11 protein-coding genes are annotated in these 17228 nt (G+C 48.0%); 1 reads left to right on the forward strand and 10 read right to left on the reverse strand.

Features of this window, described 5'->3' with window-relative positions:
- Positions 1 to 19: 19 nt before the first annotated feature.
- The 4 genes from DF182_RS04285 to DF182_RS04300 form a co-directional block, all read right to left on the reverse strand.
- Positions 20 to 3493 carry a TonB-dependent receptor gene (locus DF182_RS04285; RefSeq protein ID WP_211327053.1) on the reverse strand — a complete coding sequence of 1158 codons (3474 nt, stop codon included), beginning with the start codon at positions 3491 to 3493 and terminating at the stop codon, positions 20 to 22.
- A 226-nt stretch (positions 3494 to 3719) separates the two neighbouring features.
- Positions 3720 to 4742 carry a FecR family protein gene (locus tag DF182_RS04290; RefSeq protein ID WP_113614432.1) on the reverse strand — a complete coding sequence of 341 codons (1023 nt, stop codon included), beginning with the start codon at positions 4740 to 4742 and terminating at the stop codon, positions 3720 to 3722.
- 269 nt (positions 4743 to 5011) lie between these two features.
- Complete coding sequence (locus tag DF182_RS04295) at positions 5012 to 5560, reverse strand: RNA polymerase sigma-70 factor (RefSeq protein WP_113614433.1); 549 nt, start codon at positions 5558 to 5560, stop codon at positions 5012 to 5014.
- A gap of 90 nt (positions 5561 to 5650) precedes the next feature.
- Positions 5651 to 6532 (reverse strand): MBL fold metallo-hydrolase, encoded by an 882-nt coding sequence (locus DF182_RS04300; RefSeq protein WP_113614434.1) that lies wholly within the window; start codon positions 6530 to 6532, stop codon positions 5651 to 5653.
- 212 nt (positions 6533 to 6744) lie between these two features.
- On the opposite strand from DF182_RS04300, the gene DF182_RS04305 reads away from it, so the two are divergent.
- Complete coding sequence (locus DF182_RS04305) at positions 6745 to 8844, forward strand: heavy metal translocating P-type ATPase (protein ID WP_113614435.1); 2100 nt, start codon at positions 6745 to 6747, stop codon at positions 8842 to 8844.
- Between the two features lie 133 nt (positions 8845 to 8977).
- Here the strand turns inward: DF182_RS04305 and DF182_RS04310 are convergent, their stop codons facing one another.
- The 6 genes from DF182_RS04310 to DF182_RS04335 form a co-directional block, all read right to left on the reverse strand.
- The gene (locus DF182_RS04310) at positions 8978 to 9412 is read right to left on the reverse strand and encodes a hypothetical protein (RefSeq protein ID WP_113614436.1); all 435 of its coding nucleotides are present in this window, start codon (positions 9410 to 9412) and stop codon (positions 8978 to 8980) included.
- 27 nt (positions 9413 to 9439) lie between these two features.
- Entirely contained in the window at positions 9440 to 11053 is a 1614-nt protein-coding gene (locus tag DF182_RS04315) for a RagB/SusD family nutrient uptake outer membrane protein (protein WP_113614437.1), read from the reverse strand.
- A 10-nt stretch (positions 11054 to 11063) separates the two neighbouring features.
- Positions 11064 to 14435, reverse strand: coding sequence for a SusC/RagA family TonB-linked outer membrane protein (locus DF182_RS04320; protein WP_161964045.1), 3372 nt, complete (start codon positions 14433 to 14435; stop codon positions 11064 to 11066).
- Positions 14436 to 14604: 169 nt separating this feature from the next.
- On the reverse strand, positions 14605 to 15624 hold the full coding sequence (locus DF182_RS04325) for a FecR family protein (RefSeq protein WP_113614439.1): 1020 nt from the start codon (positions 15622 to 15624) through the stop codon (positions 14605 to 14607).
- An 83-nt stretch (positions 15625 to 15707) separates the two neighbouring features.
- Complete coding sequence (locus tag DF182_RS04330) at positions 15708 to 16268, reverse strand: RNA polymerase sigma-70 factor (protein WP_161964046.1); 561 nt, start codon at positions 16266 to 16268, stop codon at positions 15708 to 15710.
- Positions 16269 to 16627: 359 nt separating this feature from the next.
- Complete coding sequence (locus DF182_RS04335) at positions 16628 to 17143, reverse strand: DinB family protein (protein WP_161964047.1); 516 nt, start codon at positions 17141 to 17143, stop codon at positions 16628 to 16630.
- Positions 17144 to 17228: the final 85 nt, after the last annotated feature.

The raw sequence follows: 17228 nt of genomic DNA on the forward strand, positions 1-17228 counted from the left end.
TTTCTGACAGTGTTAGTGGTTAGAATTTAGCGTTCACCCCGATCATAAAAGTGCGGGCCTGCGGGAAATATCCCTGATCTATCCCTATCAGTCTGGGATCATCATTGCCCATCTCAGGATCAAGGCCACTGTATTTGGTGAAGGTGAACAGGTTCTGTGCACCTACGTATAACCGTAACTGTGGTATACGTGCTCTTTGCAGCCATTTTTCCGGGAAGTTGTAACCCAGCTGTATATTCTTGAGGCGCAGGTAGGAACCATCTTCCACGAAATAGTCAGACACACTGCTGTTTAAGGCAGAGTTGGAAGAGATACGGTAATATTTGTTGGTAGAGCCGGGGCCGTTCCAGGCTTTTTCCAGGAAGCCCTGTGGTGCATTATACCAGCCGGTGCCGGATTCTGTATCATAACGCAGGATATTCATCACGTCGTTGCCCAGAGAACCTTGCCAGAACATGCTCAGGTCAAAACGTTTATAGTTCATATTGATATTCACCCCATACACGAAATCGGGCCATGGGTTGCCGATCATGGTACGGTCGGCAGCATCCAGTTTACCATCAGGGCCAGGCACGATATTGCCATTGGCATCCACACCATTGATATCTTTAAAACGCAGGTCACCAGGACGGGAGCTCAGACGCTGCGGACTTTTATTCACTTCATCCTGTGTCTGGAAGATACCATCTGTGAGCCAGCCGAAATAATAACCTACCGGTTTACCCACTTCTGTTTTGGTAATCGTTTCGCCCAGGTGAGCCGTAGTATAAATCGGTTCTCCGCCACCCATACTCAGCACTTCGTTGCGGAAGGTAGATACATTGAGACGTACGCCATAGCTGAAGTCTCCAAAGTGATGTGTATGTGCGAGCGATATTTCCCAGCCTTTATTGACCATGCTGCCGGCATTGGTCCAGAACGGATTAGACGGATATCCCATGGTGGTGGGCAGAGGCATCACCACCAGCATGTTGCTTACTTTTTTGTTGAAATAATCTACGGTCACGTCAAGCAGCCCATCAAACAAACCCAGGTCCAATGCGATATCGGTTTGTTTGGAAGTTTCCCACTGCAGGCCAGGATTGGCCATGGTTTTGCGTTCTGCACCCAGGAAGCCGGTGCTGGTATTACCAAACACATAACGCTGGTAAGTGTTGCCATAGGAAGACAGGTATAATCCACTGCCACCTCCTACATACTGATTACCGATAGCGCCGTAGCTGGCTCTCAGTTTACCGCTATTCAGCCATTTCAGGTTAGCATTCTTCAGGAAGTTTTCTTCCGTAAAACGCCAAGCGGCAGAAGCAGAGGGGAAAGTACCCCAGCGGTAGCCATCACCGAAGTTGGAACTACCATCCCGGCGTACATTGGCAGCGAGAATATAACGGTCAGCATATACGTAGTTGATACGGCCAAAGAACGACTGCAACGCGCTGGAATAAGTATATCCGGAAGCGCCAGGAGTCATAGTGGCAGCATCAATAATGCGCATGTCTTTATCGTTATTCACGATATTCTGTTTGGAAGCAGCATAGGTGAGGCCTTTGGTCAGCTCCGCGGAAATACCCGCCAGCGCAGTGATACGATGCCTGCCATAGGTCTTATCGAAGTTCAGCGTATTCTCCCACACGAAATAATTGTTCCAGCTGGAACTGTTGCTCACGCTGTTATAGTTGGCATAATCGAAAGAGTTCAGGAAATAGGAAGGTGAAAATCCTTTGGAGATACCACGGCCCAGGTCCAGTCCGAAATTACTCCGGAAAGTCAGCGGGTCAATGATCTTCACATCCAGCGCAGCACCTCCTTTGATGGCGATACCTTCCCATACACTTTGCTGCATGCGTTCTACCTGTGCCACAGGGTTGGGCTTGTTGGTAAAGAGGATGCCGGCGTATTGGGAATAAGGATTATTGGCCTCATAGCCAGTCATGATACGGTTGTAGAAATCCGGTACACTCTTCAGGTTGTTGCGATATACCGGCGTGATAGGATCTGCTGCCATCGCGCTGAAGATGGTACCGCTGAAAGGATTGTTTTCATCTACATTGCGGCGGCTTTCATAGATCAGGCCGATATTGGTGGTCAGTTTCACACGGGTGCTGATATCTGCGCTCACATTGGTACGCCAGGAGATACGTTCGTAGTCGGAACCTTTTACAATACCTTTCTGATTCATATAACCTACACTGGAAGCATATACCAGGTTTTTGCCAGCACCGCTCACGCCTACGTTATAACTCTGGATAGGTGCATTTTGCTGAATGATTTCCTTCCACCAGTCGGTACCGTTAGGCCCGGTGTTATCGTTAACGAATTTCAGTACAGCAGCCACTTTTTCAGGAGCATCCAGATCAGTGGGCAATGGCGCACCATCGGCGCTGTACGCGCGTATTTTGTATTTTATAAAATCTTCTGCATTCAGCATGTGTGGCCGTTTCCAGGCCGACTGCCAGCCGGTGTAACTATCGAGGGTCACATGCATTTTGGAATCATCGCGACTTCCTTTACGGGTGGTGATGATCACTACACCATTGGAACCTCTGGAGCCGTAGATCGCTGCAGTAGAGGCATCTTTCAGGATGTCCATGGCTTCAATATCATTAGGGTTGAGCCAACCGATATCTGTCTGGGGCAATCCATCTACGATGTATAGCGGGGAGTTGCTGCCGCTGATAGAGCCGATACCACGGATACGTACTACCGGCGCCGATCCGGGGCTGCCGCTACTTTGCGACACCATTACGCCGCTGGCTTTGCCTTGCAGGGCTTCAGCCGCGTTGCGTACCGGCACGTTGCGCAGATCTTTGCTGTTCACAGAGCTGATAGCACCGGTCACATCTTTTTTGCGCTGGGTACCATAACCAATCACTACTACCTCATTCAGGCCGCTGGTAGATTCTTTCAGGATGATACGCAGTGGTTCATTATTGTTAACAATCACTTCCTGAGTGATAAAACCCATATAGCTCACGATCAGTACTGCACCCGCATCAGCCTGTAACGTAAAACCACCGGCCAGGTCTGTCACCGCGCCCTGACTACCACCTTTTACTTTAACAGACACGCCGATCAGCGGAGCACCTTTTTCGTCGGTCACCTTACCGGAAACCTTCCCGGCAGCGGATTCCGACTTGGGAGCAATTACCACCAGATTGTTATCTACTATACGGTAAGCCAGTGATGTGCTGTCCAGTAAGCGCCGCATGACTTCCGGCAAGGTAGCATCCTTTACCTGCAGGTCTACCTTACCCAACTGACGGATAGCTGCATAGTTATAAAAAAAACGATAGTCGCTTTCCTGCTGGATCTTTGCGAAGATCTTGTCTGCGTCAGCCTTCACAAAAAAGAAGGTGAATTTTTCCTGCGAAAAAGCGGTTGCTGAAGCATGTAAACAGGATAACAACACCACAACAAAACATAACTTCATAATGAGGAATAGTTTGACTGTCTGGCTGAGCGCATAGGAAGCCCCTCCAAATCTTCTTTTTTTCATAGATTTGTTTTAGAAAGGTTTGTAAAGAAGGGTGTAAGCGTAGTTTCTCAGGCTGTCTTACTCCCGTACATACAACATAAGCCTTTGGGGAAGAGCTGGTCTCTTCCCTTTTCTTTACCTGATGAGGCTTATCTCATCTCCGGAAATGGCTCAGGTAACGAGTGCGTATAATAACAGTGTTTTCATTACAGGTGATTTTTGAGTTGATAAAATGTTGGTCTTATGTTTATCTGGACAGGTAAATCTGTCGCTCTACAATTCTATAGTGGAATCCTGTGGTCATCTGCAATAACTGCAGTGCCTTGTTGATATCTTCTTTTTCAAATACGCCGCTCAGTACTTCATGCTTCAGTGCTTCGTCTTCAAATACTATGTTGACATTAAACTGTCTCTCCATTTTACGCGCCACTTCCGCAAAGGTCTCATTCATAAAGGCCAGCTTATGATCGCACCAGGCAGTTTCCATCACTACTGCTGGATCTTTGCTGTCGGCCAGTTCCTGTACTTTAAACGTGGCATGTTGTATACTATCGTTTTGTTTGGGAGCAGCCACTTTATCGAGTGACAGCACCAGTTTTTCACGGGGCAGCAACACTACTTTTTTTTCAGGACTGTTACACATCATCACCTGCACCCTGCCGGAGATCACGGCCACTTCTGCTTTCTGGTCGTCGCCATAGGCTCTTACATTAAAAGAGGTACCCAGCACCTGTATCGCGAGGTTTTCCGAATGAACGATAAAAGGTTTGTTATCATCTTTGGCCACATCAAAAAATACTTCTCCGGCTACAGTCACATCGCGGGTTGTACCAGCAAAACGGGGATCATAACTGATTTTACTGCCGGCATTAATCCATACTTCGGTACCATCTGGCAACAGTGCCTTGATAGTACTACCCAGGGGAGCGCTGATCTGTTGCAAAGCCAGCGCAGGCGTGTTATGCTTTCCGGTGAGTTTCCAGATTCCGGCACCTGCGGCAGCCAATACCACCGCTGCAGCAGCCCACCAGTAACGTCGTCTCGATGGTATACTCACCACTGGAGTGTCCAGTGACTGCGCAATTTTGTCCCAGCCGGCAGCTACCACTGCGGCGTCGCTGGTATCATTGCCTGCTGTATCGATCACGGTCTCCATAAACCGGTAATCCGGGTTTTCTTCCAGCAGCTGCTCCAGCTCTTCCAGTTCTTCCCTGCTCGCTGCCCTGCCGGCCTTTCGTGCCATCAACTCCAGTATTCTTGCTGCTTTCATTGAAATGTTAGATAGTACCTGAGAGAAGGACACAAGAAAAAACCGGATTCCCTAAAAAGCTATAAAAAAAATCCCAGGGCTAAAGCCCTGGGCTATGTTTGATGTTCTTAGGTATAATGGGTAGCAATCTTTACCAGCCCAACGCATCAATTAATGATCCATGGTTCCACATAAATAAATAGTAATAGTATAATTCAGCCCCCAAAATGAAGACCTCAATTTATATCCCAGAACTCCGTCTAAATAATAAACAAACATAGCCCAGGGCTTCAGCCCTGGGGCAACAAATAATGTTGCAGAGAAGTAGTTAGTTTTTTCAATGCGATAATCAGTTGGGCATCTACGGTTTTGGGAGAGATATTGAGTATACCCGCTACTTCTTTGTAGGAAAGACCGTCTTCTTTTACCATCTTAAAGATAAGCCTGCATTTGGGTGGTAGCTGGCGGACTGCCGCGGCTATAGCGCTTTGCAGCTCATGTGTGAGTAACAGTTGTTCTGCTCCGGCACAAAATCGGATCTGTGGCACCTGCAAATTATCGAGGTCAGCTTCCGTGAAGGTGGTAGCTGAACGCAGCTGGTTGAGTGCAGCATGTTTTACCGCCACATAGAGATACACTTTTATATTCTCTATTTCATGCAGGGTATTTCTGCGCTGCCATAGGCGGACGAAAACATCATTCACTACTTCTTCTGCGGGCTGATGCTGCTTCAGGAATGCCAGGGCAAACTGATATAGCGGAAACATCTGCTGCTGATAAAAAGCTTTAAATGCCTGCTGGTCATCGTGAAATTGTATACGGTAAAGCAGCTCCTTCATATTTCATCGTGCGTAGCACAATATAAAAATAATTTAATAAACTAAGTTAGTTTTTAAATTATTTTCTAAATAAAAAGGGATGAATGGTTTTTAATGGTTAATAGGCTGGCTATGGAGTATATCCCTAACCGTTTGTCCGGGTAATAAACGGAATACCGGGATATTCAGGGCATAACGATCGCATAGCTGGCGCAGTCGCTGGTCAATCTCTTCAGCTGAATAACGGGAGGAAAAATGCCCCAGTATCAGCTGTTGCACACGGGTAGCACTCACCATTTCTATAACTTCTTCCAGGCGGCTATGCCGGTGCTTATCGGAATTGGGGGCTACCATCTCCTCTCCGCCCAGGAAAGTGGCTTCATGGATCAGTATTTCTGCATCCTGCCAGGTTTCAGGATTCGCTACCGGCGTATCGCCGGAATAACTCAGAATATTGGTACGTACCTCCATCGTGGTACTTTCCTTTCCTTTTTCACGGCTGATAATTTTAATCTCGTCTTCTGAAAGTCCCGCCAATTCAGGACGCAGCTTGCGTTTTGTCTGCATCACCTTATAACTCAGGCTGCGCACGGTATCAGGTGCGGCATCTACATGTTCATTACGCAAGGGTACCACCAGCATATCATTCTTTATCCATATTTCATCACCTGGCGCGACTGGCATCCATACAGTAGTGGCAATATGCGGATCAAATTTTTTAGTGAACGCTTCCAGCGCCGGATACGACTGGCCGTCCCTGGGGTAACAGATCACCGGCAAACCATCACGGGCATTCAGCTGATTCAGTTGCAGCAAACCGGTAATATGGTCTCTGTCTGCATGGGAAAGAAATACATGCTGGATCTTTCTGCTTTTCTGTAATAAAGTGGAAGTAACCCCGTCACCTGCATCAAACAAAATACCCAGTTCATCGATAAAATACCAGGTGGAAAACAGGGCCGTAGAATAGCCGGTGATCGTAAACGTTTTCATAATACAAAGCTAAGCATATAAAGCCCTGTTTTTGCAACCACGGTGTAAAAATAGAATGGGCTGGCTATGGAGGAATGCTTAATTTTGTTACATGCGGAGATAATGACTGCTATCCTGCATACCCGGATAATTTTCCTTTAACTACCATCATTCAGATATGATGTGCGCATAAGACGTGCACCAGGATTTTTATGCCCATTAAAAAAGAGATTATGAAAGAAAACAATACAGTTGCACCTGCCAGGAAACCTGTTTCAGCTCATCATCCCGACCATCAGCATAAACCGGGCGAAAAACAGGACCACAAACATAGCCATGATCATGGTCAGGGTTGTGATCACGGTCACGCCCACACGATGATGATTTTCGGTAAAAATACGGAGCTCTATTTCAGCCTGCTCTGCGGCATACTGCTGGGCATCGCCTGGTTGTTGGGGAACACCATCGTCATTTCACAAACGGCTACACTGTCCCTCCTGCTGGGCGCTTATTTCTTCGGCGGTTTCTTTACCACCAAAGAAGCTGTCCAAACCATCGCCAAAGGAGGCTTTGAAATAGACTTCCTGATGCTGGTAGCTGCAGTAGGCGCCGCCATCCTGGGCAAATGGGAAGAAGGAGCACTGCTGCTGTTCCTCTTCAGTCTCGGACATTCTCTTGAACATTATGCGATGGACAAAGCCAGAAAATCCATTTCCGCGCTGGCCAGCCTGGCCCCTAAAACGGCTCTCCTCAAAACCAACGGCGCCACCACCGAAGTAGACACCAGCGTCCTCAAAGCAGGCGATATCATAGTAGTAAGACCCAACACCAAAATATCCGCTGACGGTATTGTAGTGGCAGGTGCCAGCAGTGTTAACCAGGCACCTATCACCGGCGAAAGTGTACCAGTAGATAAAATACCGGTAGACAACCCTGCTGCCGCTCTTCTGCATGATAACATCGACGCCCGCTATAAAGTGTATTCCGGCTCCATCAATGGCAACGGCTCCCTGGAAGTGATGGTCAGCCAACCTGCCAGCGACTCTACCATTTCAAGACTGGTGAAAATGGTGAATGAAGCACAATCGCAGAAATCACCCACACAGCAGTTTACAGATAAATTCCAGCGCATCTTCGTACCATCAGTCCTCACACTGGTAGTACTCCTGTGTTTCGCCTTCCTCGTCATCGACGAATCTTTCGGCGCCAGCTTCTACCGTGCCATGTCCGTACTGGTGGCAGCCAGCCCTTGTGCACTGGCTATCTCCACACCCAGCGCAGTACTAAGCGGCGTAGCCCGCGCTGCCCGCATGGGTGTACTTATCAAAGGCGGCCGTCCGCTGGAAGACCTCGGTACCCTCACCGCCGTAGCCTTCGATAAAACAGGTACCCTCACCGAAGGCAAACCTAAACTCACACAGGTAATACCGATGAACGGCCTCTCCGAAAACGAGCTGCTGCAAGCCGCCGTAGCCGTCGAAGCCCTCAGCGACCACCCGCTGGCCAAAGCCATCGTAAGGGATGGTAAAACCAGACTCGGCAACCTGCCCGTACCCGAAGCCCAGCAGCTCGAAGCCGTACTGGGTAAAGGTATCAAAGCTACCTGGCAGCAACAGCCGGTATATATCGGCAACCTCGCCCTCTTCGATGCCCTCGATACCCATCTGCCTTCCCAGGAACTCCGTACCCGCGTACAGGAACTGGAACGTGCAGGCAATACGACCATGATTGTGCGTAAAGGAGACGTTTACGCGGGCATCATCGCTGTAATGGACACACCTCGCCCCGAAGCTGCAGAGGCGCTTAAAGCGCTTAAAAACGCCGGAATACGGCGCATGATCATGCTCACCGGTGACAACCAACAGGTAGCCGACGCCGTAGCCCGCGAAATAGGCATCACCGACGCCTGGGGAAGCCTCCTGCCAGAACAGAAAGTAGCCGCCATACAAAAACTAGCCAAAGACGAAAATAAAGTCGCCATGGTAGGCGACGGTGTTAACGACGCCCCCGCCATGGCCAACAGCACCGTCGGCATCGCCATGGGCGCCGCCGGCTCAGACGTAGCACTGGAAACAGCAGATATCGCCCTCATGGGAGATAAACTCTCCCTCCTGCCCTTCGCCATCGGCCTCAGCAGAACAGCCAGCAGGATCATCAAACAAAACCTCTGGATCAGCCTCGGCATGGTAGCGGTACTCATCCCCCTCACCATCACCGGCATCGCCTCCATAGGCCCCGCCGTAATGGCCCACGAAGGATCTACGCTCATCGTCGTATTCAATGGGCTGCGATTGCTCGCCTATAAAGGTCCCAGGGCTGAAGCCCTGGGCTAATTTTGTTTATAATCAGGTACGGGGGTTTAGGAAATAATCAAAGGCTACGCTAATTTAACCTTTGATTATTTCCTAAACCCCCGTCTATTCATATCCAATATAGCCCAGGGCTTCAGCCCTGGGATGCCTGGGATTATTGTTTTATTTGAAGATTATAAACGTTGGTGTTTTTTCCGCTCTGAGAAGTGACGGTATAATTCCTGGGAGCTGTAAAATCTTCAATACGCCCCAGTATCGGACTTACTTTCGCATACTTCGATTGTGAAGACAACGTAAAACGGATATTCAGCTGTTTAATGTCCACGCCTGCCTTTACGGTGATCACAATAGGGATAGGCGTAACCTTACCGCCGGTAGTGTCTCCCCTTTCAATATTGGTGACCGGGTCTGTAATGATTTTGGGGATTACTTTAGTTACCGTCAGCTCTGTTTGGGTGGCATCGTATACTATTACATCCTGTATCCAGGCCTGATCGCTTTTATCACCGATAGGCTGGTCATCAGCCTTGGAACAAGCGCTGATGAAAGAAAATATGCTGAGTATAACGAGATATGATATGTGTTTCATCTTTGATTTTTTTGTTGGAACAAATAATTACCAGCCCGAATTCTGGGTGAGGTTACCATTCTTTAACAGTTCATTGAACGGTATCGGCATATAGTACATATTGGGCGTAAATACACTGTTTTTAGGATCTACTACAATACGTTCGTATTTCCAGCCATTGCCTACCGGCGTGATCTTCATGCCGGTATAACGACGACCATTCAGCACATCGGGCCTCTCTGCAATCTTCCAACGGCGCAGGTCCCAATAACGTTTCATTTCATAACACAGCTCCACATATCTTTCATTACGGATCAGGGTACGCATGGAATCCTGCTGTATGTCAGTTCCCAGCGGAACATTAATACCGGCACGGGCACGTAGTTCGTTAAGCGCACCCAGTACGGAGTTATCAGGCCCGGAAGCTTCATTCCTTGCTTCTGCATAACTAAGTAATATCTCTGCATACCTTATTTCAATCCAGTTCTGGTCGCTGCCTTTTCCGGAGCTGTACCCCTTGTTGGTTTCATCCACTCCTTTACGCTGATAATAACCGGTGGTAGTACAGAAACTAAAGCCCAGACCATTCAGACTGTCTTTGATATGTGTATACTGCGTTCTGCCGCAATATTCGGAGCCGTTATACACAATGGTGGCATAAAATCTTTTATCTCTGCCGGTATAGGGATCGTTGGGATCATAACCGGAACCCGCCTGAAAAATACTTTTACCATTGGCCATCGGGAACGCATCTACGAGCTCCTGCAAAGGGCAACGTTTAGGACCTATACCATTGGCAATAGACAGCGGTTTGGCCTGCGCATCCCAGCCATGTTCCTTATCGGGTTTGCTGTACTGTACTTCAAAGATTACTTCCTGGTTGCTTTTGTCCAGCATGATCCGGCGCACATCAGGATACAACGAATAGGCTTTCAGGTCTATTACATCCTGTGCCGCCTTAGCCGCAGCTTCCCACCTGGTTTTATCATTGGTGGTATTATAAAGCTGACTGGCGTAGAATAACAAAGCACGGGCTTTCAGAGCCATGGCAGCGCCTTTGGTAGCACGACCGCTGGCGGTCTTTCCCTTTTCCGGCAACAATGCAGCGGCCTCTTCACACTCCTTTACAATAAACTGATAACATTCATCTACTGTATTTCTTTTGACAGCCAGATCATCGGTCAACTTCTGCGGAGCAGTAATAATCGGTACACCGCCATATCGTTTTACCATGTCGAAATAAGTGATAGCCCGCAGAAATTTGGCTTCTCCCAGATACTGTTTCTTCAGGTCTTCACTGATAGTGGATTTCTGTTGTAATCCTTCTATGAACTCATTGGCTTTGCGTACATCATCATAAGCCCAGTAATCAAAATAGCCGGAGGAAGGTGTCCATACACCGGCCAGGATATTAAATGGATTGCCGGTACTGGCGCCTATCCTGGTTTCATCACAGATATTATCTACAATAGGCGGGTTGGCATTATCAAAGCCCGGCCTGTTGGCATAGATATTATTCAGGAAAAGCCTTACCAGATTAGGATCGGTCCAGATGGCTTCTTTGTCTACACTGTTGAGGTTCTCTTTTTCCAGCACATTGGAGCAGGAGAAAAATGCCAGTGTCAGCAGCAGGCATCCTGTTATATAAAGCGTCTGTTTCATTATGCTGTTATTAGAAGGTTAGATTTACACCGATGTTGTAGTTCTTTTGTTGAGGATAATAGTTTCCTTTACCTGCCGTGGATTCCGGATCGAACAGTTTGAACTGGTCGATGGTGAATACGTTCAGACCGGAAGCGTATATACGTAACCGTTCTATGCCACGCAACAGTTGTTTCGGAATGGTATAACCCAGTTCAAAGGATTTCAGGCGCACATACCCTGTTTTTTTCAACCAGAAATCTGAATCACGGTCGTTGTTGGAATTACGGTCGAGGTAAGCACGTGGATAGGCAGCACCGGGATTATCAGGTGTCCAGTAGTCCAGCAGGTAAGCGAAGCTGTTGGAGTTGCCACCATTATCAAACATATTGCGGCCGGTGCCGCTGAGCATCATGTTGCTTTTGAAGGCACCCTGAAAAAGCATGCCGAGGTCGAAGCCTTTCCAGTCTGCGCTGATATACAGGCCCAGTATAACCTTGGGCGTGGTGCCATCGTAGGAAAGAACGGTCATGTCGTAATCATCCACAATACCATCGCCGTTGAGGTCCAGGTATTTGATATCGCCCGGCTGCGCGGTGTTTTTGGCATATTGCACCGGCGAGTTGTATACCTCTTTGGCCGACTGGAACAAACCATCTGAGCGAAGGCCGTAAATGTAGTCGATAGGTTTGCCTTTACGTTTTCTATAGAATGGTGTATTGTCTCCTTCATCCAGCACAATCACGGTGTTGTGTGCATAAGAGCCATTGGCCTTGATGAAATAATTGAGTTTTCCGATGGTACCGCGGTGGTTCACGGATACTTCAAAACCGGTGTTATCTACTACAGCATAGTTTTCATCAGGCAGCTGGCGGCCGAAGGTGCCAGGCACGGAAGCGGTGCGCGGACGCAGGATATCAGAAGTACGTTTGTAGAAATAGTCAGCTTCAAATCCGAGCTTTCCTTTGAACAGCAAAGCTTCCAGACCGATATCTGTTGTCTTTGCTTTTTCCCAGGTGATGTTGAGATTGGGATAAGGACCATAGATAACTGACTGGTCTACCTTACCGTCGAATACAGCTGGTTTGTCGAAAGTATAGTAGTCATTATACTGGAAGTTGGGTACCCTGTCGTTGCCGAGTACGCCATAAGAAGCGCGCAGCTTCAGGTTATCCACAAAACGTAATGCATTGGAATTTTTAAAGAAGTTTTCCTCAGAAATGCGCCAGCCGGCGGATACCGCGGGAAACAAGCCATAGCGGCGTCCTTTCGGGAAGTTGGCTGAGCCATCATAACGGAAAGAAGCTTCCAGCAGATAACGCGCATCATAGTCATAACTAACCCTGCCTACATAACTTCTGCGGCCTGTTTCGGCGGCATATCCGTCGTTATTACGGTCGATGGCACCACCGGCACCCAGCTGGTCTACGAGGATGCTGGGATAGTTGGTACGGTAGGCGTTGAAGGTATCTGCCACGGAAGTAAATTGTTCGTACAGCAACAAACCGCTGAGGTTATGTCTTCCGAAGCTGCGTGCATAGTTAAGTGCCAGGTTTACAGTAGAACCACTGTTTTGTTCCATGGCTTGTGACAACTCTGTTTTAGTGAGATTCTTACCTACTGTTTTAGTGGAAATCACTTTACCGTTGGCATCGAGATCGTACATGGTGTACGGCACATCGAATTCTTTTCTGAAATTATTGTTTTTGTTGTAGTTGTATCTACCGGTAATATTCAGGCCTTTGGTGATGACATTCAGGTCTTGTTTGAAGCTGATGGTACCGAAGAAAGTGCTGAGGTCATTGCGCATATAACCTTTGCTGTTGATTTCTTCCACAGGATGTTCACCGGTAGTATTTTTCGGTGTGCCGTCGGGGTTATAGGCGTTGAAAACAGGTTTCTGGCGGATCACATGCCCGAAGATGGTGGCATCAGTAAATTCGGGACTGCGGTTTTTACCGATACGGCCATCGATGTCTACAGTAATGGTAAGGGTTTTGTTGATCCTTGCATCTACGTTGGAGCGGAAACTGTAACGGTTATACGAAATATTGTTATACATGCCGTCCTGGCTCAGGTAGCCGCCGGAGAAAAAGTATTTGATGTTTTCTGAGCCGCCATCGATGGTGAGATTGTGTTGTGTTTGCAGCGATGTTTTGCGGAAAGAGGCGGCATACCAGTCGGTACCTACTTTACCGCTCTGGAAGTCGGCCATTTGATCTGCTGTATAGAACAGCGGAGCGAACTGCGGTTTGCTGGGATCCTGGCCTGCATTGATACGGGCGGCATTGTTGGTTTGCGCGTATTCATAAGCCGACATCAGTTTAGGATAGCGGGTAGGTTGTTGTATGCCTGCATAACCGGAGTAGTTGAACTTCGGTTTACCGGTATGTCCGCGGCGGGTGGTTACCAATACAACTCCGTTGGCCGCACGGGCGCCGTATACGGCGGCTGCAGCGGCATCTTTGAGGATGGTCACACTTTCCACTTCGTTAGGGTCCAGCTGATCAAAAGGCCGTACTACACCGTCCACTACAATCAACGCATCATTGTTACCCCAGGTACTTTTACCACGGATAGAGATGCTGGAACCTGCACCGGGCTTACCGCTGGTATTCTGTGCAATCAGGCCAGGCATCAGACCTACCAGGGCATTGCTCAGGTTGGAGGTAGGAGCCTGTTTCAGTTCTTTGGTATTTACAGTGGCTACTGCGCCGGTGATACTTGTTTTTTTCTGGGTACCATAACCTACTACTACGACCTCATTCATATCGGTGGCTGCCAGCTCCATTTTGATGTGGACATTGTTCGCCGCTGCTACCGGCACTTCCTGTGTTATATACCCAATCAGTTTAAACACCAGGGTGCCGGTGTTATCAGCTATCTCCAGCTGATAGTGGCCGGTAGGATCGGTGAGCACACCTTTGGTACTGCCTTTCAGGATCACGGCTACGCCGGGTAAACCTTCTCCTTTGGCATCGGTGACGGTACCTTTTATGATATGGCCCGGCGGCACTGCTGTCAGGGGTTCTGGTCCTGGTGGCGAGGTGGCCGGCATACTTCCCGGTAGTGCCTCACCCGGTTTTAGCCTGGACAACACGATCATCCCGTTGGACATTTCATAACCGATACCTTCCGGTGTCAGCATTTTATTAAGCAACGATGCCAGCTTCCACTGGCGCCCTTCTATAGTCACCTGTTTGCTGGCGGGCACGATATTGCGGCTGTATACAAATTTCACCGGCACAATATGTTCGAGTGCTGTCAGCATATCTTCCAGGCTACTGCTTTGGGCAGACAGGTTCACGGTTTTGTCCAGTACCGATTGTCCTTTCGTGCTGCCGGCATAGGTCACTCCCGTCAATACAAGTGAAAGAAACAGTTGGCTTATAGTTATTTTCATAACCGGATGTAGTCTTAAAAGAAATTGTAAATGAAATTTCATAGTTTTAATTGTTTCATTTTCCTTTAAATGGGACAAAGCAAAAGCTGTTATCGCCTGTAAACAGGCGATTCAGTGTTAGCTCAGGAGTGCTGGTACCACTCCTGGGCTTTTTTTATGAGAAGGCTTTTTATTTTTTCATATCACGGGAATTTGCCTGGTTCTTTTCCAGTATGATGCTGTTTCCTTTGATCTCATAGTGGGCATCCAGCGACTTCTCCAGCATCTCCAGTATAGCAGCGAGGTGCATACCTGTAAAATCTGCTTTCAGGAAATAATGGGCCAGAGAAGTATCACTGACAGCGATATCTACTGCAAATCTTTCGTTGAGTGCCTGGATAATCGTGTATACTTCTACGTTATCAAAGTTCAGGTGACTACCTTCCCAGATACTGGGTGTAGTCAGTGAAAGACTGTCTCTGACGATACGGCTGCCATCATAGGTAATACGTTGTGCCGGTTGCAAAACGGCTGTCGTTTTTTCTGTTGCCGGATCTTCCACCGCCACTTTACCGGTAATAACGGTCACCTCTGTACGATTACCCTGCATCTTTACACTGAAGCTGGTGCCCAACACGCGTGTTGTCAGCTCTCCAGCTTCCACTGTAAAAGGCAGGGAAGACCGGGTGGCCACGTCGAAGAATACCTCTCCGGTCATGGATACACGACGATGTTTGCTGCCAAAATCATCGGCATACAACAAACGTGCGCCTGGCTTGAGCCATACAATGGTACCGTCAGACAACTGATACTGCCGGATGTTGGTGGATGTGTTGGAAATTGCCTGCATAGGAGGTTGACCAGCAGGAGTACCGCGATCTTTGGAAAACCAGTAGTAACCGGCTCCCCACAGTACGAGCACCACAGCGGCGGCTTGCAGTACACGGTACAATACTTTCAGGTGTTTTCCGGGTACGGACGGCTGGCCCGTTTGCTGCAAAACCTGGTCCAGCATCCGCTGCCCCAGGGCGGTCTGCTCTTCCGCCGACAGCTCCTGCAACGGATCTGCAGCTCCTTCAAAAGAGGCATACCATTGCTGTATCTGCAAGGCTTCTGCATCGGTACATTGCCCATCCAGGTATTTCCGGATCAGTTCTGGTGGTGGAATATTGATTTCTTTCATAACGTTTACAGGTACACGTACTATCATACATGCCCTTATAGAGATAGACAGGTAAGTAAGAAAGAACCCTGAGTGCTGACGAAAATATTTTTTTTAAGGAGAAAAAACAATTACAGAAAAAGGCTTACAAGGGCATCTTTCAACTGCCCTTTTAGTATCTTCAAAGCCTTTGTGAGATGGCTTTCTACTGTTTTCTCAGAGATCTGCATCCGTGCAGCAATCTCTCTGTTAGGAATATGTTGTTGCCGGCTCATCAGATATACTTCCCGGCATTTGGAGGGGAGTCTGGCTACCTGTCTGGCGAGCAATCCGGATAGGTCGTTGCTGTTGATAGCTTCTTCCATGGAATGATCTTGTTCGGTAGCGGTGGCTTTCAATTGTTCACGGTATCTTTTGCGTACATCTTCTTTTTCAAAATGATTCAGCACCTGATTGCGGATCGAAGTATACAGATAAGCCTGCAAGGATACATTAACCTGTAATAGCGAACGGTTCATCCACAAACCGGTGAACAGGTCCTGTATCATCTCTTCCGCCAGCTCTCTGGATTTCACCCGCCTAGAAGCAGCCGTATAAAGCCCCCGCCAATAACGCTGATAGATCTCTACAAAAGCAGCAGTACTTTCTTCCCTGAGAAGCGCTAACAACTCATCATCTGTATATCGCTCCATTTTCCCCATATTTCACTATTAAAATCCCGGTTGGTATGTTTTGGTTGTGCAAACAAAATAGGGAAAATTAGCAATTAATTCACCCCACACTTTTGGGGTATATCATTAACAACAGCCATCATGGCCCAACCAAACAGAAACAAGTGAAAATTGCGTCAGAAAACAACAAAATGATACCGGCATCATCCACAATCCCAGGGCTGAAGCCCTGGGCTATAATCGTATATAGCCCAGGGCTTCAGCACATAATAGTCCTAAAAGCAAACATCTCTCAAAACCCCAAAGCCAATACCCCACCTTAAACCCAAACACACCGTCTTAGATCACAACAAATATAGCCCAGGGCTTCAGCCCTGGGATCACGGTAAATACGGACGCAACAACGCAGCAATAAAAGTAAGATGATGATTATCATGCTCTGCAACAAAGTACAGGAAATCGGCCAGCGAAAGTTCCTGTCCCAATCGGGGATGCAGGGATTTTTTCTCCAGTACTGCCACTGGAAAATGTTCTACTCTTTTGATAAAATTATCTCTGAGCTGGCGGAAGTGATATATCATTTCATTGATAGGATACTGATTGTAATGGGCGGCCCAGGTGGCTTTGTTATCAGGATCTCCCGGGCGCAGTTCATGTCCTGACTGCAAATCCTCGAGTCTGCTGTCATGCAGAATTTCTATATCGGACAGATGCCCGATATGTTCTTTCACAGACCATTTGCCGCCCTCCCGGATCTCCATCAGGTCCTCTGATACCAGTACGGTCATTTCGTCCAGCCGGGGTGCTGTGGCGCGCAGACGCTCGATAAAAAAAGGAATGTAAGCGGGAGTATACCCAAACTGAAAATGACGTTCAGACCATTTCAAAAGTTCCATAACAAACCATTTATCGGATTCTTTGAAGAGGTTCTCATTTATTGTAACGCCTTGCAAAAGCGAATTGTTGCCTCCTTCGGCTAGC

The sequence above is a fragment of the Chitinophaga flava genome (assembly GCF_003308995.1).
Classification (GTDB): domain Bacteria; phylum Bacteroidota; class Bacteroidia; order Chitinophagales; family Chitinophagaceae; genus Chitinophaga; species Chitinophaga flava.